Annotated in this window: 17 protein-coding genes; all 17 read right to left on the reverse strand. The window is 69.3% G+C overall.

Going from position 1 to position 15,745, the window contains the following annotated elements; all coding sequences use genetic code 11:
- Positions 1-65: 65 nt before the first annotated feature.
- The 17 genes from tsaD to VX037_RS10465 all read right to left on the reverse strand — a co-directional run bounded on the left by tsaD (position 66) and on the right by VX037_RS10465 (position 15,739).
- On the reverse strand, positions 66-1,118 hold the full coding sequence (gene tsaD / locus VX037_RS10385; protein ID WP_266059588.1) for a tRNA (adenosine(37)-N6)-threonylcarbamoyltransferase complex transferase subunit TsaD: 1,053 nt from the start codon (positions 1,116-1,118) through the stop codon (positions 66-68).
- On the reverse strand, positions 1,115-1,621 hold the full coding sequence (rimI, locus tag VX037_RS10390) for a ribosomal protein S18-alanine N-acetyltransferase (protein WP_266059590.1): 507 nt from the start codon (positions 1,619-1,621) through the stop codon (positions 1,115-1,117). The genes tsaD and rimI overlap by 4 nt, the downstream gene beginning before the upstream one ends.
- Positions 1,618-2,340 carry a tRNA (adenosine(37)-N6)-threonylcarbamoyltransferase complex dimerization subunit type 1 TsaB gene (gene tsaB, locus VX037_RS10395; protein WP_266059591.1) on the reverse strand — a complete coding sequence of 241 codons (723 nt, stop codon included), beginning with the start codon at positions 2,338-2,340 and terminating at the stop codon, positions 1,618-1,620. The genes rimI and tsaB overlap by 4 nt, the downstream gene beginning before the upstream one ends.
- Positions 2,319-2,804: a tRNA (adenosine(37)-N6)-threonylcarbamoyltransferase complex ATPase subunit type 1 TsaE gene (gene tsaE / locus VX037_RS10400; RefSeq protein WP_266059592.1), complete on the reverse strand. Its 486-nt coding sequence runs from the start codon at positions 2,802-2,804 to the stop codon at positions 2,319-2,321. The genes tsaB and tsaE overlap by 22 nt, the downstream gene beginning before the upstream one ends.
- A complete protein-coding gene (locus VX037_RS10405; RefSeq protein WP_266059593.1) occupies positions 2,777-3,907 on the reverse strand; it encodes an alpha/beta fold hydrolase in 1,131 nt (376 codons plus the stop codon). Before VX037_RS10405 ends, tsaE begins: the two co-directional genes overlap by 28 nt.
- A complete protein-coding gene (gene alr / locus VX037_RS10410) occupies positions 3,900-5,033 on the reverse strand; it encodes an alanine racemase (RefSeq protein ID WP_266059594.1) in 1,134 nt (377 codons plus the stop codon). The genes VX037_RS10405 and alr overlap by 8 nt, the downstream gene beginning before the upstream one ends.
- Positions 5,030-6,490 (reverse strand): NAD(P)H-hydrate dehydratase, encoded by a 1,461-nt coding sequence (locus tag VX037_RS10415; protein WP_266059595.1) that lies wholly within the window; start codon positions 6,488-6,490, stop codon positions 5,030-5,032. Before VX037_RS10415 ends, alr begins: the two co-directional genes overlap by 4 nt.
- Positions 6,491-6,516: 26 nt before the next feature.
- Positions 6,517-8,379, reverse strand: coding sequence for a glutamine--fructose-6-phosphate transaminase (isomerizing) (glmS, locus tag VX037_RS10420; RefSeq protein WP_235723693.1), 1,863 nt, complete (start codon positions 8,377-8,379; stop codon positions 6,517-6,519).
- Between the two features lie 23 nt (positions 8,380-8,402).
- Positions 8,403-9,350: a dienelactone hydrolase family protein gene (locus VX037_RS10425; protein ID WP_266059596.1), complete on the reverse strand. Its 948-nt coding sequence runs from the start codon at positions 9,348-9,350 to the stop codon at positions 8,403-8,405.
- 9 nt (positions 9,351-9,359) lie between these two features.
- Entirely contained in the window at positions 9,360-9,635 is a 276-nt protein-coding gene (locus VX037_RS10430) for a hypothetical protein (RefSeq protein ID WP_235723691.1), read from the reverse strand.
- A gap of 22 nt (positions 9,636-9,657) precedes the next feature.
- Positions 9,658-10,728: a hypothetical protein gene (locus VX037_RS10435; RefSeq protein WP_266059597.1), complete on the reverse strand. Its 1,071-nt coding sequence runs from the start codon at positions 10,726-10,728 to the stop codon at positions 9,658-9,660.
- Positions 10,725-11,054: a hypothetical protein gene (locus tag VX037_RS10440; RefSeq protein WP_235723689.1), complete on the reverse strand. Its 330-nt coding sequence runs from the start codon at positions 11,052-11,054 to the stop codon at positions 10,725-10,727. The genes VX037_RS10435 and VX037_RS10440 overlap by 4 nt, the downstream gene beginning before the upstream one ends.
- A gap of 157 nt (positions 11,055-11,211) precedes the next feature.
- Positions 11,212-11,910 carry an HAD family hydrolase gene (locus VX037_RS10445; protein WP_235723688.1) on the reverse strand — a complete coding sequence of 233 codons (699 nt, stop codon included), beginning with the start codon at positions 11,908-11,910 and terminating at the stop codon, positions 11,212-11,214.
- The gene (gene glmM, locus VX037_RS10450) at positions 11,907-13,250 is read right to left on the reverse strand and encodes a phosphoglucosamine mutase (protein WP_235723687.1); all 1,344 of its coding nucleotides are present in this window, start codon (positions 13,248-13,250) and stop codon (positions 11,907-11,909) included. The genes VX037_RS10445 and glmM overlap by 4 nt, the downstream gene beginning before the upstream one ends.
- A gap of 2 nt (positions 13,251-13,252) precedes the next feature.
- A complete protein-coding gene (gene rpsI / locus VX037_RS10455; protein WP_235723686.1) occupies positions 13,253-13,801 on the reverse strand; it encodes a 30S ribosomal protein S9 in 549 nt (182 codons plus the stop codon).
- The gene (gene rplM, locus VX037_RS10460) at positions 13,798-14,241 is read right to left on the reverse strand and encodes a 50S ribosomal protein L13 (protein WP_235723685.1); all 444 of its coding nucleotides are present in this window, start codon (positions 14,239-14,241) and stop codon (positions 13,798-13,800) included. Before rplM ends, rpsI begins: the two co-directional genes overlap by 4 nt.
- 190 nt (positions 14,242-14,431) lie before the next feature.
- Positions 14,432-15,739 carry a type VII secretion-associated protein gene (locus VX037_RS10465; protein WP_308203645.1) on the reverse strand — a complete coding sequence of 436 codons (1,308 nt, stop codon included), beginning with the start codon at positions 15,737-15,739 and terminating at the stop codon, positions 14,432-14,434.
- Positions 15,740-15,745: the final 6 nt, after the last annotated feature.

Below are 15,745 nucleotides of genomic sequence, written 5' to 3' on the forward strand. Positions count from 1 at the left end.
TAGCACTCTATACACGAGAGTGCCAGCACTCAAGGGCGGAGGCTGCGAAAGTCCGATCTGATCGCTCAGAGCTGACTGACCTGCACCGACATTCCCGGGTCTGTGGCCACGGTCAGTGGCGAGGGCTCTGCCCCACCACCGATCACGTGCGCCCCGAGGGTGGCGATCATGACGCCGTTGTCGGTGCAAAGGCGCGGCTTGGGTACTCGCAAGGTGATCCCGGCGGCCGCGCAGCGCTCCTGGGCCAGCGACCGGATGCGCGAGTTGGCGGTGGCACCACCCCCGAGAACGAGGGTGTCGACATCGAGATCGGTGCACGCCCGCACCGCCTTCATCGTCAGCACGTCGGCGACCGCTTCCTGAAACGATGCGGCGACATCGGGAATCGACACCGCGGTGCCCTGCCGCTCACATTTCTCCACGTGGCGGGCGACAGCGGTCTTGAGGCCGCTGAACGAGAAGTCGTAGCGCGCATCACCGGGACCGGTCATCCCGCGGGGGAAGCCGACGGCGTGCGGGTCGCCGTGGGCCGCCGCCCGGTCCAGCGCCGGACCGCCGGGAAACCCGAGGTCGAGCAATCGCGCCACCTTGTCGAACGCCTCCCCCGCCGCGTCGTCGACGGTGGTGCCCAGCTCCGTGATGGGACGTGCCAGGTCGGTGACGTGCAACAGGTGGGTGTGTCCACCCGAGACGAGCAGCGCCACACACTCAGGCATCGGGCCGTGCTCGAGGGTGTCCACCGCCACATGGCCGCCGAGATGATTCATCGCATATAACGGCACGTCCCAGGCCAACGCGTACGCCTTGGCCGCGGCCACCCCGACCAGCAACGCCCCGGCCAGCCCCGGGCCGATCGTGACCGCGATCGCGTCGGGCCGGTCGACACCAGCCGCCTCCCGGGCGCGCTGCATGGTCGGCACGATGGCCTCCAGATGTGCCCGGGACGCGATCTCGGGTACCACGCCACCGAAGCGCGCATGTTCGTCGACGCTGGATGCCACCTCATCGGCCAGCAACCTCGCCGTACCGCGTCCACCGTCGCCCATGCCGCCGCGCGTCCACTCGACGATGCCCACGCCGGTCTCGTCGCAGGAACTCTCGATACCCATCACGATCATTGCGCACCCCCGGTCTGCTGCAACGTGACTCCGCTCGCCGGACGGATCATCGTGTACGCGTCGGCGCCGGACGGCTGATAGTAGTTGCGGCGCACGCCGGACCGGACAAAACCGGCGCCCTCGTACAGGGCGATCGCGGTGTCGTTGTCGGTACGCACCTCCAGGTAGACGGGTGCACCGCACTCGTCGGCCACCGCGAGCAGCGCTGCGAGCAACGCGCGCCCGTATCCGCGACCGCGATGGGTCGGCGCCACCGCGATGGTGTGGATCTCACACTCGAGATCCCCCGGCGACCCGAGCGTGGAGATGCCCGCGTAGCCGACGACCGGGCCACCGGGTTGTTCGCGCGCAGCGAAGTACCGGTTGTACGGCGCATTCAGTTCGGCGCGGAAAGCAGTCGCCGGCCAGGGAGAGTCGTCGGCGAACATCAGCTTCTCCAACGCCGCGCAACGCGGGATGTCCGGGTGTTCGAGGGCGTCGACGATCAGTTCCGAGGTCGTCACCGGGCCAACTCCTGTCGCTGCGGGTCGGCGGGTCGGCGCCGCTTGGGTTCCACCGCGTCCGGTCGCCGCAGGTACAGGGGCACCAGCGCCGCCGGGGGCATGCTGCCCGACAAGTCGGCGCGTGCCACCGTCACCAGTCCGACCACCGACGGTACCGACGCCGCGCCGACCGGCCGATCGAACAGCCCCGCGTGGGTCGGTGAACCGACGACGACATCGATCGGCATGTCGGCGAGATCGGCAACGACCTCGCCGGGCGGCGCCACTGCGGGGCCAGCTGTCCGCCTGCCCTGATCGTAAGTAGCCCAATAGATCTCGCGGCGCCGCGCGTCGGTGACCACCAACAGCGACGACGCGGAGGTCTGCGACATCTGCGCTGCGGCGATCGCATCAAGTGAACACACCCCGTGCACCGGCACGCCCAACGCGTCGCCGAATGCCGCCCCGGTGGCCATCCCGACCCGCAGCCCGGTGAACGGCCCCGGGCCGCAACCCACCACCACGGCGTCGAGTTGACTGCGGGCCACGCGGGCCTCGTCCAGGGTTTCGCCGACGAGGCTGGTGAGGATCTCAGCGTGCCGCCGACCGTCGGTCACCTGCCGTTCGGCGAGCACCTCTCCGGTGGCGTCGGCTCCCCGAAGCGCCGCGACACCGGCGACGACTGCGTCGGTGGAGGTGTCGATCGCGAGTATGTACATCAGTGCTCCACCCATTCCCATGCCGCGCTACGCACCTCGGACTCCGGTTCGCGCCGCAGGCGCACCAGGAGGTGACGCTCGACCAGACGTTCGGCCACCCCCTCGCCCCACTCGACCACGATCACCGAATCCGCGAGATCGGTATCGAGATCAAGGGCGTCGAGTTCGTCGAGGCCGCCGAGCCGGTAGGCGTCGACGTGGATCAGGCCGGGCCGTCCCGGCAGCGCGGCCCGGTGTTCCCGGGCGATGATGAACGTGGGCGATGACACCCGTCCGATCACCCCCAGACCTGCCGCGATGCCCCTGGTCATCGCGGTCTTGCCGGCACCCAGTGGACCGTCCAGGATCACCAGATCGCCTGCCTGCAACTGCGCCGCGAGTTCGCGGCCGAGTGCCTCGGTGTCGTCGACCTCGGGCAGTATCCGTTCGCCTGCAGTGGCGGGTCGAGTCGATTCGCTCACCGCGCCACCAGCTTTCGCCACCATCGGCGGTGCGGCTGCGGGGCGGCGGCCCGGGCCCGATCCACCAGGTCGGCGATGGCCTCGGTCACTTCCTCCGGGCGCTCCATCGGCACCATGTGCCCGGCCCCATCCACCACGACGAGGCGCGAATCGGGACCGAGCTCGGCGTACATGCGCACCGACCTCGGCAGCGGCGTGAGCCGATCCTGGTTGCCGCACACCACCACCGACGGAACATGCGCCAGAATCGGAAACGCCATCGTCTCGTCGTGGTCCTCCAGAGCGTGCAGAAAGTCCACGAGCGTTTCGATCGGTGTGTTCTGGATCATCTTCTCGACCGCACGACCCGCGTTCGGGCTGTAGAAGTCGGTGCCGAAACTCGCGGCGACCAGGACGGGTTCGAGCGCCTGCCGGGTGATTCCGCGACCCGCACGGACCAGGGCAGGGACGTGACGCACCGACATGCGGAAGGCGTCGACGAGCGGATTGTGCAAGCCCTCCCCGAGTCCCGCCTCGGTGATGCCGCGCGCCGCGGTCGCGATGAGCGCCACCCCGGTGACGCGGCCGTCCGGCCCGAATAGTGCCGGGTCACGGCGAGCCAGGCCCATCACAGACATACCGCCCATCGAGTGTCCGACCAGCACGATGGGCCCGCGCGGGGCCACCGATCGGATCACCGCGGCGATGTCGTCGGCGAGCTGGGTGATCGTGCACGTCTCCGACGGCGCCGGATCGCTACGCCCGTGTCCACGGTGATCGAAGAAGACCATGCGGACCGTCCGCTGCGACCACCATGCCTCCAGCGCATAGCGCTGGAAATGCCAACTCGCCATCCGCAGGCTGAAGCCGTGGACGAACACCACGGTGAGGTCGGGTTCGATCGAGGGGTCCTCGCGCCCCGGACCGGTGACGACGGTGCGCACGGCCAGCGATACGCCGTCGTCGGCGGTCACCGTGGTCGCGTCGTCGTCGTAGATCGTGGTGAAGTCCACGCCGGCAAATGGATCGACCCGCGCGGACCCACGTCGTCGTGCCGCGTTGCGGGCCACCCCACCGGCTGCGACCGCACCGATCGCCCCGACGCCGGTGACCCCGGCGAGCCAACCGAATCGCTCGGATCTACTCATCGACATCACCCACGTAGCGGCGTACGGCACGCGACCCGATACCGCTGACGATCTCGTAATCGATGGTGCCGATGGCGTCGGCCCAGTCGCCGGCCGTCGGCCCGCCGGTCCGTCCGGTGCCGAACAGCTCGGCCACGTCGCCCTCGCGCACCCCACCTCCGTCGGGTCCGAGGTCGATCACCAACTGGTCCATGCAGACTCGTCCGATGCCGGGGAAGAGCCGCCCGTTGATCGCGACCTGGAAGCGACCGGACAGCAGGCGGGGCACGCCGTCGGCATATCCGGCGGGTAGCACCGCGATCATCGTGTCGTGTTGCGCCACGAATGTGTGTCCGTAGGAAACACCTTGTCCGGCAGCGAGTTTCTTGACCAGCGCCACTTGAGCCGTCAGCGTCATCGCCGGCACGAGCCCGAAGTCACCGCGTTCGGGGATCGGGCTACGGCCGTAGAGGGCGATGCCCGGACGCACCAGATCCCGCGCGAGGTCCGGACGGGTCAGCGCCGCAGGAGAATTCGCGATATGGGTGACCTCGGGACCGGCGCCGAGCCGGCGCAGGTCGGCGGCTGCGTCGTCGAGTCGTCGTGCCTGCTCGGAATTGAGCGGATGTTCGGGCTCGTCGCCACGCGCGAGATGGCACATGATCGCACGCACCGCGACGGCCCCGCCGGCACGAGCTTTGCCGAGGACCTCACTGAAGTCCGGCCATTCATCGGCCGCCACCCCGCTGCGGTTGAGTCCGGTGTCGACCTTGACCGTGACGGTGGCCGGTTGCGACAGTCGTTCGGCTGCCGCCACCACCGAGTCCAGTTGACGCGTCGAGGACACCGCGATGTCGATGTCGTGCTCGATGGCAGATACGAAATCGGCGTCGGGTGCGTGTAGCCATGCGGTGAGGTGGGCGTCGACACCGGCACGGCGCAGCGCGAGGGCTTCGGTGATGTGGGCCACCCCGAGTTCGGCGGCGCCGGCGCCCAGCGCCGCCCGGGCGACGGGTACCGCCCCGTGTCCATAGGCGTCGGCTTTCACCACTGCCAGCACATCGGCGCCCGCGGCGGTACGCAGGACGTCGACGTTGTGGGCGATCGCGCCGAGATCGATGGTCGCGGTCAGGGCATGAGGGGTCATCGCGACCATTGTCCCAGACCGGCGCGCACATCCCTGACCGCGTCGCGGACCTCGGCCAGGAGGTCGGCGGCGCCGATCGGGGCTCCCCGGGCTGCCCGCGCGGCCGCCCGCGCATGCACCCGGGCCGCCGCGGCGCCCGCCAACTGCGGCGACAGGCCCGCCGCGAGCAACCCGCCGGCGATGCCGGTGAGCACGTCGCCGGCGCCGGCCGTCGCCGCCCACGACGATCCGGCGTCGTTGCCCAGGACCGTGCCGGTGGGATCGGCCACCAGCGTGATTCGGCCCTTGAGCAACACGGTCACCCGCCAGTCCCGGGCGAGGCCACGAACCGCACCGAGTCGGTCGGAACCGACGTCGGCGCCGGTCAGCCGGGCGAACTCACCGGCGTGTGGGGTCAACAGGGTCGGCGCGGCACGGTCGGCCACCAGTTCGGGGTGAGCGGCGAGGAGGGTGAGGCCGTCGGCGTCGACGAGGACCGGTAGATCGGTGGCCAGGATCTCACCCAACAGCGCCAGCGCGTCGTCGTCGGTACCCATCCCAGGCCCGACCGCCCACGCCTGCACGCGTCCGGCGTCGGCATAGCGCGCCACGGCGACCACCTCGGGGTGGTGGGAGACCACGTCCGCAGCGGCCGAACCGACGAATCGGGTCATCCCTGAGGTCGCGGTCACCGCGGCGCCGGAGGCGAGGATCGCCGCCCCCGGGTAGCGGGCCGACCCCGCGATCACCCCGACCACACCCTGGCTGTACTTGTCGTCGGACGGGCCGGGTACCGGCCACATCCGACCGACCTCGGCATCGGTCAGCTCCCACAGCGTGTCCACCTCGTCGGCACCCGAGGTGTCGATCCCGATGTCGACGAGTCGCACCCGACCGCACTGTGGGCCGGCCAGCAGATGCGCGAGACGCCGCACGCCGAACGTCACGGTGATGTCGGCGCGCACGGCCGGGTCGTGTACCTGTCCGGTGTCTGCGTCGACGCCGGACGGCACGTCGACAGCGACGACGATGGGTCCGCCCTGGTCGGCAGGCACCAGCGCGGCAAACACGGCAGCGGCCGCCGGACGCAGCGGACCCCGACCTCCGATGCCGACGACCCCGTCGAGCACCACGTCGAGTCCGGCGGGCAACTCGGCCACGACGCGACCGCCCGAGGCCCGGAATGCGGTGAGCCCCGCCGGGTGCGCCCGCTGCGGCGCGAGGAGCACCGCAACACACCGCACGCCGCGGCGGGCGAGCGCCGCGGCGGCATACAACGCGTCCCCGCCGTTGTCGCCGGCGCCCACGACGAGGCCGACATGACGGCCGTAGCAGCCGCCGGTGCGGCGCAACTCCTCGATCACCGTGGCTGCAACGCCCCCGGATGCGCGGCGCATCAAGGTTCCGTTCGCCAGCAGATCACCGGCCGCGTGTTCGGCGGTGCGGACGGCGTCGGCGGTGAGGTGGCGGATCGGCATCGGTGCTGCTCCTCCTCCGGGCCCGATTACTCGACGGTGACCGACTTGGCCAGGTTGCGAGGTTTGTCGACGTCATAGCCGCGGGCCTGTGCGACGGTGGCCGCGAACACCTGAAGCGGCACCGTGGACACCAGCGGCTGCAGCAGGGTCGGCGTCTTGGGGATTGGGATGAAGTGGTCGGCGACCACTGCGGCTGCGGTGTCGTCCTGCTCGGCGATCACGATGGTGCGTGCACCACGCGCCTGGATCTCGCGAATGTTACTGACCATCTTGGAATGCAGTACCGCCCGACCGTCGGCCGAGGGCATCACGATGATCACCGGCAGCCCGTCCTCGATCAGCGCGATCGGTCCGTGCTTGAGTTCACCCGCCGCGAAACCCTCGGCGTGCATGTAGGCGAGTTCCTTGAGTTTGAGCGCTCCTTCGAGTGCCACCGGATATCCCACATGGCGGCCGATGAACAGGACCGTGTTGTGGTCGGCCAACGAGCGGGCGAGCTGCTGGACCGGTTCCATCGTCTTGAGGACCTCGGTCACCGCACCGGACATCGCCTCCATCGCGGCGAACTCGCGCGAGACCTCGTCGGCGTATTTCGTGCCGCGCGCCTGCGCCAACGCGAGACCCACCAGGTAGGCGGCCACGATCTGCGCGAGGAAGCACTTGGTTGAGGCCACCCCGATCTCCGGGCCGGCATGGGTGTAGAGCACCGCGTCGGATTCCCGCGGGATCTGCGCCCCGTTGGTGTTGCAGATCGCCAGCACCCGGGCCTTCTGGTCCTTGGCGTGCCGGACAGCCTCGAGGGTGTCGGCGGTCTCGCCGGACTGGGAGATGGCGACCACCAGCGTCGATCGGTCCAGCACCGGGTCGCGGTAGCGGAATTCGCTGGCCAGTTCCACCTCGACCGGCAGTCGCGTCCAGTGCTCGATGGCGTACTTCGCGAGCAGTCCGGCGTGATATGCGGTGCCACACGCCACCACGAAGACCTTGTCCACGTCGCGCAGGTCGTCGTCGGTGAGACGTTGCTCGTCGAGCACGATGCGGCCACCGTCGAGATGACCGAGGAGGGTGTCGGCCAGCGCGGCCGGCTGCTCGGCGATCTCCTTGAGCATGAAGAAGTCGTAGCCGCTCTTCTCCGCCGCGGCGAGATCCCAGTCGATGTGGAACGGCTTCCCGGCCCGCGGGTCGCCGTCGAAATCGGTGATCCGGTAGTCGTCGGCGGTGATCACCACGACCTCGTCCTGACCGAGTTCCACCGCATCGCGGGTGTGCTCGATGAACGCCGTGACGTCGGAGCTGACGAACATCTCCCCCTCGCCGACACCGACCACCAGTGGGGTGGAACGGCGGGCGGCGACGATGGTATCCGGATGGTCGGAGTGAGTGAAGACGAGCGTGAAGGCGCCTTCGAGGCGCCGCAACGCGGCGTAGGCACTCGACACGAAGTCGCCGGCGGTAGGGCCGTCGGCGTAGAAGCTCTCGACGAGGTGCACGGCGGTCTCGGTGTCGGTCTCCGACGCGAACTCGATGCCGTCGGCCTCGAGTTCGTCACGAAGGGTGGCGTAATTCTCGATGATGCCGTTGTGCACCACCGCGAGCCGCCCGTCGGTACTCACATGCGGGTGGGCATTGCGATCGGTGGGCTTTCCGTGCGTCGCCCATCGGGTGTGCCCCATCCCGGTGGTGCCACTGAGCTTCTCCGGCCCCACGGTGGCGATCTGCTTGTCCAGGTTCTCCAGGCGACCGGCCTTCTTCTCGACCGCCGTGCCGCCCTTTCCGTCGAGGATGGCCACCCCGGCCGAGTCGTATCCGCGATACTCCATCCGCCGCAGCGCCTCGACGACGATGCCGAGCGCATCCCGCTGGCCGACGTATCCGACGATTCCACACATAGTCAGTCAGCGTACCTGTGAATTCAACGCTTCTTGAGCCGCCGCTTCCGTGGTTTGGCGCCGAGGAGGTGGGACACCGCGTCGACTGCCTGCACGGGCGGATCCGTGAGGTCGACAGCACTCAACTTGCCCACCGCACCGTCGGCGTCGGCGAATCCGCCGAACCCCTTCTCCCCGGCCACGCTGTGCAGGAGAAATCCGGTGCCAGCGGCGCGAATCATGGCGTGGAGCGCTCGGTCGGATCCGTTCATACCGACGAAGGACTTGATCGTGCGGCGCTCGAGCAGGTCGCGAGCCGCACCCCGAGGCACGGTGCGCAAGACCACATCTGCGCCGTAGGCCTGCGCCAGCGGAAGTGCGTTCGCATCCATCGTGTCGAGCTCACCCGCACCGGCGATGATCAGGCCCGGCGCACGGACAAGAGCCGCCGCGGGCAGCAGCGCCGACGTGGTCGGCGCCGGGAACGCCGCGACCACACCGCCCAACTCCGGCGCCCGGTGTCCGCGCAACGCCTGATCCGATGCGGCCAGCACCGCGGCCGACGCTCCGAAACCGTGCCCCACCAGGCCCAGACGATCGGGATCGACGGTCACCGCACCGTGCCCGAGTGGCACATGCGAGACGATGTCGAGTGCGGCCCGCAGATCAGCGGCCAGACCGATGTCGGAGGCGAAGAACCCGCTGTTGGCGTCGGGGGCGACCGTCACGAAACCCCAGGAAGCGAAGTGGTAGAGCAGGTCTCGATAGCGCTGGCTGTCGGCCATCCAGGTGTGTCCGACCGCGATCGCCGGCAATCGGCGCCCGCTGTCGGGCGAGAACACCTGCCCGCGCATACCCACGATCCCGAGATCACCGCGCAGCACACGGTAGGGGCCGCGACGCCCCAACTCCGACATCAGCTTGCCCGGCGAGCCCGATGGCAGCGGACGACGCGGTGCTGAACTGGACGGTCCTGGTTTGGTTGCCGGCACACCGACAGCCTATTCGCCCGAGACCGATTCGTCGGGGACCGGGGTGTGCGGACTCGCGGCGGCCTGGTCGGCGGGCAGCAGTATCCGGGGTATGGCCGTCTCGGCGACCTCGGACTCCCGATGCAGCTCGCCGCGCAACCGCTCGTCGGCTGTCGCGGTCGCCGCGCGGTGCTCGGCGCATGCCGCGACGAGCCGACGTTGCGTGGCAGAGAATTCGTTGGAGGCGGCGACCACGCGAGCGGTGGCCCGCCGTGCGATCGCCTCGATCTGATCGGCCAAATTCATCGCGCCTGCCCAGCGTCGGCCATCACTGCTCACCGGCCAGCGCGAGTTCGCCACCGGATGAGGGATGCGCCGGTGACGAACCCGACGGCGGAGAGGCAGGGGGCGGGGACTCGAGTGCCGGAGATGGCGGAGCCGGGGACTCTGCAGGTGCGAAATCTGCGGGCGGGGACTCGAGTGCCGGGGCGCCGGTGGCCACGGGCGACGGGTGCGAGGCGGCTTCCTCTGTCGTCGCCGACGGGACCTGATGAGGCTGCTCGGGATCGTCCTCGAGCGTCGGCGTAGTCGACGACCGCAACCGCAGCGGCACGTCGGTATCGCGGTCGGGGGTATCGCGGTCGGGGGTATCGCGGTCGGGGGTATCGCGGTCGGTCGACGCGGCAGTGTCTGTACCGGTGGGAGCGTTCGGTACTGACGCACGCGCGACAGAAACCGCACCGCTCGGCTGGTCCGTGTCACCCGGATAGGCGTCTGCCGCCAGGTCCTCGGTCGCGCGATCGAGGTGCTCAACGATCTCGTCGATCCCGGTGATCGTCGCCTCCGCTGTGGTGAAGTACAGGCCGACACGCGAGACGATGTCGTCGACGACCAGGTCGACGCGCAGGCGTCCGCTCGCCAGCGCCCCGGGCACCTCGCCGATCGGGACACCGGCGGCCAGCGGCACCGACAACCGCGCGACGGTGAGGTACCAGGTCCGCAACAATTGGTCGATTCCCGCCGCCGCAGCGGCAGTCGCCTCGGCCAGCGTCCGCAACACATGGAGGTCGGCCTCAGCTCGGCGTTGATGCTCGATCACCGCGATCACCGCACGCGAGCCGGTCTCGCCGGTCCACCCGCGGTCCAGGCGGACCTGCTGCTCGGGAAGTCGATGCAGCCGCTCGGCGACCGACCGATGTGCCGCCGACAGCCGCCTGCCCTCCGCCGCCATCAGGGCCGGGTCCACCCCACCGACCTGCCGGAACGGCCGCTGTATCGCCTCGGTTCCGGCCACTGCGGCACCTAGGCCGGCCGCCAACTCGAGCAGTTCACCGAGGTGCTCGAGTCCGCCGACGGCGTGGTCCCGCAGGGCGGGCAGGGAATCGGGCGATCGCGTCATCGGCGGCCTCTGCGCGCGATCGGATCGGCGATCTCGGTCGCGCCAATCTCGGTGTCGGTCGCCACCAACGCCGTCATCGCCTCGTGCAGCGCCTCGGCCAGGCGGTCGGCCGCGCGGGCCTGCGCACCGAGCCGCTCGGAGATGAGGCGACCCATCTCGCGGTAGCGCTCCCCGAGTTCGTGATACTCCTCGCCCACCGCCCAGTTGCCCAGATCATGACCGGCCAGATCTGTCGCGGCGGCATCGACCACGTCGGCCGCGGATCGATAGAACGCGATCACGCCGCTGATCTCGTCGACATCGACCGATGTCGGCACATCGACCATCCCGACCCCCTCGCCTCGTGTTCTCTCAGACCTTAGTGGCCCTGTCCGCAAATTCGTCGGGGGTCTTCGGCGTTCGATGAATACCCCGGACGAATTTACGAACAGCACCACTTAGACGCGCGACGACCCGATCAGGTTCCGTGGGGACACCGAGAAATCAGCGCGACAGGTCCACGCCGCGGGCTCGCACTGCGTCGATCAGAGCGGTCGACCGTTGCGCCGGTGGCACGTCGTGCACCAGAGCGAAGTCGCATCCGATGGCGCGTGCTCCCCCGTCGGCGTGCTCACTGTCGCCGACCATCAGTGCAGCCGCCGGCTCGATCCCCAGCGGGTCGAGCGCAGCGTGGAAGATCTCCGGGTTCGGCTTGATCGCGCCGACCTCGTACGACAGCGCATACTGCTCGACCAGGTCCTCGATGCCGTGCAGCGCGAGCACCTCACGCAGGTCGAAGGCGATGTTGCTCACCACGCCGACCCGGATGCCGGCCGCACGCACACCTTTGAGCACGGCGCAGGTGTCGTCGAAGATCCGCCACGAGTGCGGATCGAGTACTCGCGCATACAGCTGTTCAGCGTGATCGGCCACGCTGAGACCGGATGCGCGCAGCATCGACAGGTAGGCCTTGCGGTGTTGGGCCGGATCGAGATCACGCTGTTCCCAGGCGATCCGGTCCTCATCGGCCAACGCGGCGGGAATCCCCACCGGCTGCGTCATCCGGCGGATCAGTTCCGCCTGGGTGTCCAGATGCAGCGCGTTGCCGTCGGCGTCGTGCAGCTCCGCGAACCATTCGTCGCGCGCCTCGAAGCGGAAGAGCGTGCCGGAGAAGTCGAACAGCACCGCCTGTGGGCGGGTCATGTGCCCGCAGCCTCCACCACCGCGGCGATGCGCCGGGCCACGGTCTGCGCCGCGTCCGCCGTCGGTGCCTCGACCATCACCCGCACCAACTGCTCGGTGCCGGACGGGCGCAGCAGCACCCGGCCGTCCCCACCGAGCTCGGTCTCGGCGTCGACCACCGACTGTCGGACCTTCTCCGACCGTGCCACCATGTGTTTGTCGGCGACCCGTACATTGATCAGCTCTTGGGGCAGCACGGTCATGATCGCGGCGAGTTCGTCGAGGCGACGCCCCGTCGCCGCGATCTGCTCCATCAGCAGCAGGCCTGTGAGGACTCCGTCGCCGGTGGTTCCAGAAGCGGGGATGACGATGTGACCGGACTGCTCGCCGCCCAGCGAATACCCGCCGCGACGCAGCTCTTCGAGCACATACCGATCACCGACAGCGGTGGTGCGCAAGGTGATACCCGCATCGCGCATGGCGATGTGCAGACCCAGATTGCTCATCACCGTCGCGACGAGCACGTTGTCATGCAGCCGATCCCGGTCGCGCAGAGCGGTCGCAAGGACCGCCATGATCGCATCGCCGTCGACGATCTGGCCGGATGCGTCCACCGCGAGACAGCGATCGGCGTCGCCGTCGTGGGCCAAACCGAGGTCGGCGCCGTGCTCGAGAACCGCTGCCTGCAGCTTGCCCATGTGGGTGGAACCGCAGCCGTCGTTGATGTTGAGACCGTCGGGTTCGGCGTGGATCGCAATGACCCGGGCGCCGGCGGCGGCGTACGCACTCGGCGCGATATCCGAGGCCGCACCGTGCGCACAGTCGACGACCACGGTGAGGCCGTCGAGACGCTGGTCGATGGCGGCGGTCAGATGACGCAGGTACCGGTCACCGGCGTCGGCGGCGTCGATGATCCGGCCGACGGCCGCGCCGATCGGGCGGGCGAACTCGTCATCGGCCATCGCCGCCTCGATCCGGTCTTCGACCGCATCGGCGAGTTTGTGACCGCCACCCGAGAAGAATTTGATGCCGTTGTCGGGCATCGGATTGTGCGATGCGGAGATCATCACACCGAAGTCGGCGCCGTAGTCGGCGGTGAGGAACGCGACAGCCGGCGTCGGCACGACACCGACGCGGATCGCGTCCACTCCGGTGGCAGCGAGGCCCGCACAGACAGCGGCCTCCAGCATCTCACCGGATGCACGGGGATCACGACCGACGACCGCCCGCGGCCGGACGTCGGTGGTGGACTGGTGTTCGAAAACGACCGCGGCGGCCGAGGCCAGGCGCAACGCGAGCTCTGGGGTGAGCTCGTCGTTGGCCAGGCCCCGGACGCCGTCGGTACCGAAAAGGCGTGCCACTCTCAGCGCTTGGAGTACTGCGACGCCTTGCGGGCCTTCTTGAGGCCGTACTTCTTGCGCTCCACGGCGCGCGGGTCACGGGTGAGGAAGCCGGCCTTCTTCAGTGCCGGACGATCCTCGGGGGTGACCTCGATCAGCGCGCGGGCGATGCCCAGACGCAGCGCACCGGCCTGGCCCGAGGGGCCACCACCGACGAGCTTGGCGAAGATGTCGAACGACTCGGTGCGCTCGACGGTGACCAGCGGAGCCTTGATGAGCTGCTGGTGCACCTTGTTGGGGAAGTAGTTCTCGAGGGTCCGGCCGTTCAGGTTGAACTCGCCGGTGCCCGGCACGAGACGCACCCGCACCACGGCTTCCTTGCGGCGGCCGACGGTCTGGATGGGGCGATCGAGGACGACCGTCTCACGCACGTCGTCGCTCACAGCGACGGCGACATCGGTGTCGTAGTCGTCGGCGGCCTGCTCCACTGCCTCGACGCCGGTGTCGGCAGCAGCGGCCTGCACCTCGTCGTCGATCTCGACGGCCGGTTCGTTGATGTTCTCGTTGCTCACTGGGCCACCTGCTTGATCTCGAAGGACACGGGGCGCTGTGCCTCGTGGGGATGGTTCGGTCCGGCGTACACCTTCAGCTTTCCGGCCATCGCGCGACCCAGCTTGGTGGAGGGCAGCATGCCCTTGATCGCCTTCTCGACCACGCGCTCGGGGTGGGTCTCCAGGAGCTCGGCAGTCGTCTGGACCTTGAGCCCACCCGGATGCCCGGAGTGGCGGTAGTTCAGCTTGCGGTCGGCCTTGTTGCTGGTCAGCACGACCTTCTCGGCGTTGATGATGATGACGTAGTCACCACCATCGACATGGGGCGCATAGGTCGCCTTGTGCTTGCCGCGGAGCAGGTTCGCGCTCTGCACGGCGAGGCGGCCGAGCACCACGTCGGTGGCGTCGATGACATGCCACGCACGCGTGATGTCACCGGCCTTCGGGGTGTAGGTAGGCACAGTTGTCCTCAACTCTGTCGATGTGGGTGCTGGTCGGGCACGATGGCAGAGGTTGCTCCCGGCGACCAGTGGGGACCCGGGCCTCGACTATCCACATCCCTCACGGGGACCCAGATGCCATGCACCAGCGATCCAGGTTACGCGACCGCGCAGGTCAGGGTCAAAACGCTCCACCGCCCCAGGTGGTGGGCTACGTCGAGGGCTCGATTCTGATCGTCGAGACCGCCCGGGAACACTCGGCATCGACCGATTCACCGGCACTGCCGTCCTGACAGCCGACCGAGACCTGCAGACCGTCGGCGACCTGGACGTACCAGCGGATGGTGCTGCCCGACGCCGGCGTTTCCCGATAGCTGATCACATCGCGACCCATGAAACGTGTCGACGGCGAGAACTCGGTCACCACATCGTCACCGCGCTGCCGGATACGATTTCCCAGGCTGCGGGCCACCGAGTCCAGCGTCGAATCCGAGCGGACCTCGCTCTGCACCACCAGCAGGCGCCGGCCGGTGTCCGGGTCGGCGAACACCGTGCGTGTGGTCTGCACGCCGGCCTGTCCGTCGGAGGACTCCAGGTCGCTGCGCCGCCAGTCGGCCGGCACGACGATCGTGGTCCGCCCCAGGGCCACCGTGTTCTCCGCGGGATCGTCGGGGCCCACCTGCACCACCCCGACCGCGACCGCAACGATCGCGATCACCAGCGCGACGACACCCGAGGCCCACACCGCACGTCGTGAGGCTCGATCAGCGCCACCGGCGACCGGCTCCGGGGCGATCGGCCCGGCGGTGCCGTATCGACCGGTTTCGGACTGCGGACGACCGGTCCGCCACCCGTATCGGCCGATGAGGGCACGATCGACGTCGACCACGCGGCCGGCCAGGGCGTGCGTGCCGACGACCTCACGTGCGCGATCCCGCTCAGCCGGGTCGGCTCCATCGACGAAGACCGCCTCGACCGAGTCGTCGACGATCGACTCGGTCCGCTGCGCTATGTCATCGGCGTCGGGGGTGAGCACATCGGTGGCCTCGACCGACCAGCCGTTGACGGTCCGCCGCATCCGCGCGACATCCCAGTTCACGACGACCGATCGGGCGGGATCGTGCGGTGGCGCCGGCACGTGCGTGGTCTCTACCACCGCGCAGCGCTGCATCGCGCCGTCGCAGTGGCTGCGGGCGATCAGGACCGCACGCGCAACAAGTTCGACGGGCGCCGGCATCGGAGGCAGCGAGCGCGCCAACGCGGCGGTCCGCAGGCTGCCCCACGTGCTCGGATGTCCGACGACCATCGGCACCGGACCGTCCGGGCCGCGATCGGGTAGCCCCAGCTGCGCCCAGACGTCCCGCCATGCCTGCTCGGCGAAGATCCGCGATCCGCCGATCACCACCGTTGCGGAGTCGACCGCCTCGAGCAGCTCACCGACGTCGGCGCGACGACCGTCGGACAGCCGGAGATCGCCGTAGGCGAGATCGACCACGGTCGGGCGCGCAGCGGCGGTCACCAACCA

Origin of the sequence: Gordonia sp. Z-3 (genome assembly GCF_036233855.1) — a bacterium.
In the GTDB taxonomy this organism is placed as follows: Bacteria; Actinomycetota; Actinomycetes; order Mycobacteriales; family Mycobacteriaceae; genus Gordonia; species Gordonia tangerina.

What these genes read in the sequence shown, in the direction of transcription:
- glmS (WP_235723693.1), bottom strand. Translation starts at nt 8,379, where the DNA reads ATGTGTGGAATCGTCGGATACGTCGGCCAGCGGGATGCGCTCGGCATC.
- VX037_RS10445 (WP_235723688.1), bottom strand. Translation starts at nt 11,910, where the DNA reads ATGACCCGCCCACAGGCGGTGCTGTTCGACTTCTCCGGCACGCTCTTC.
- alr (WP_266059594.1), bottom strand. Translation starts at nt 5,033, where the DNA reads ATGACCCCTCATGCCCTGACCGCGACCATCGATCTCGGCGCGATCGCC.
- tsaE (WP_266059592.1), bottom strand. Translation starts at nt 2,804, where the DNA reads ATGGTGGCGAAAGCTGGTGGCGCGGTGAGCGAATCGACTCGACCCGCC.
- VX037_RS10430 (WP_235723691.1), bottom strand. Translation starts at nt 9,635, where the DNA reads ATGAATTTGGCCGATCAGATCGAGGCGATCGCACGGCGGGCCACCGCT.
- tsaD (WP_266059588.1), bottom strand. Translation starts at nt 1,118, where the DNA reads ATGATCGTGATGGGTATCGAGAGTTCCTGCGACGAGACCGGCGTGGGC.
- VX037_RS10435 (WP_266059597.1), bottom strand. Translation starts at nt 10,728, where the DNA reads ATGACGCGATCGCCCGATTCCCTGCCCGCCCTGCGGGACCACGCCGTC.
- VX037_RS10440 (WP_235723689.1), bottom strand. Translation starts at nt 11,054, where the DNA reads ATGGTCGATGTGCCGACATCGGTCGATGTCGACGAGATCAGCGGCGTG.
- VX037_RS10405 (WP_266059593.1), bottom strand. Translation starts at nt 3,907, where the DNA reads ATGAGTAGATCCGAGCGATTCGGTTGGCTCGCCGGGGTCACCGGCGTC.
- VX037_RS10415 (WP_266059595.1), bottom strand. Translation starts at nt 6,490, where the DNA reads ATGCCGATCCGCCACCTCACCGCCGACGCCGTCCGCACCGCCGAACAC.
- tsaB (WP_266059591.1), bottom strand. Translation starts at nt 2,340, where the DNA reads ATGGGAATGGGTGGAGCACTGATGTACATACTCGCGATCGACACCTCC.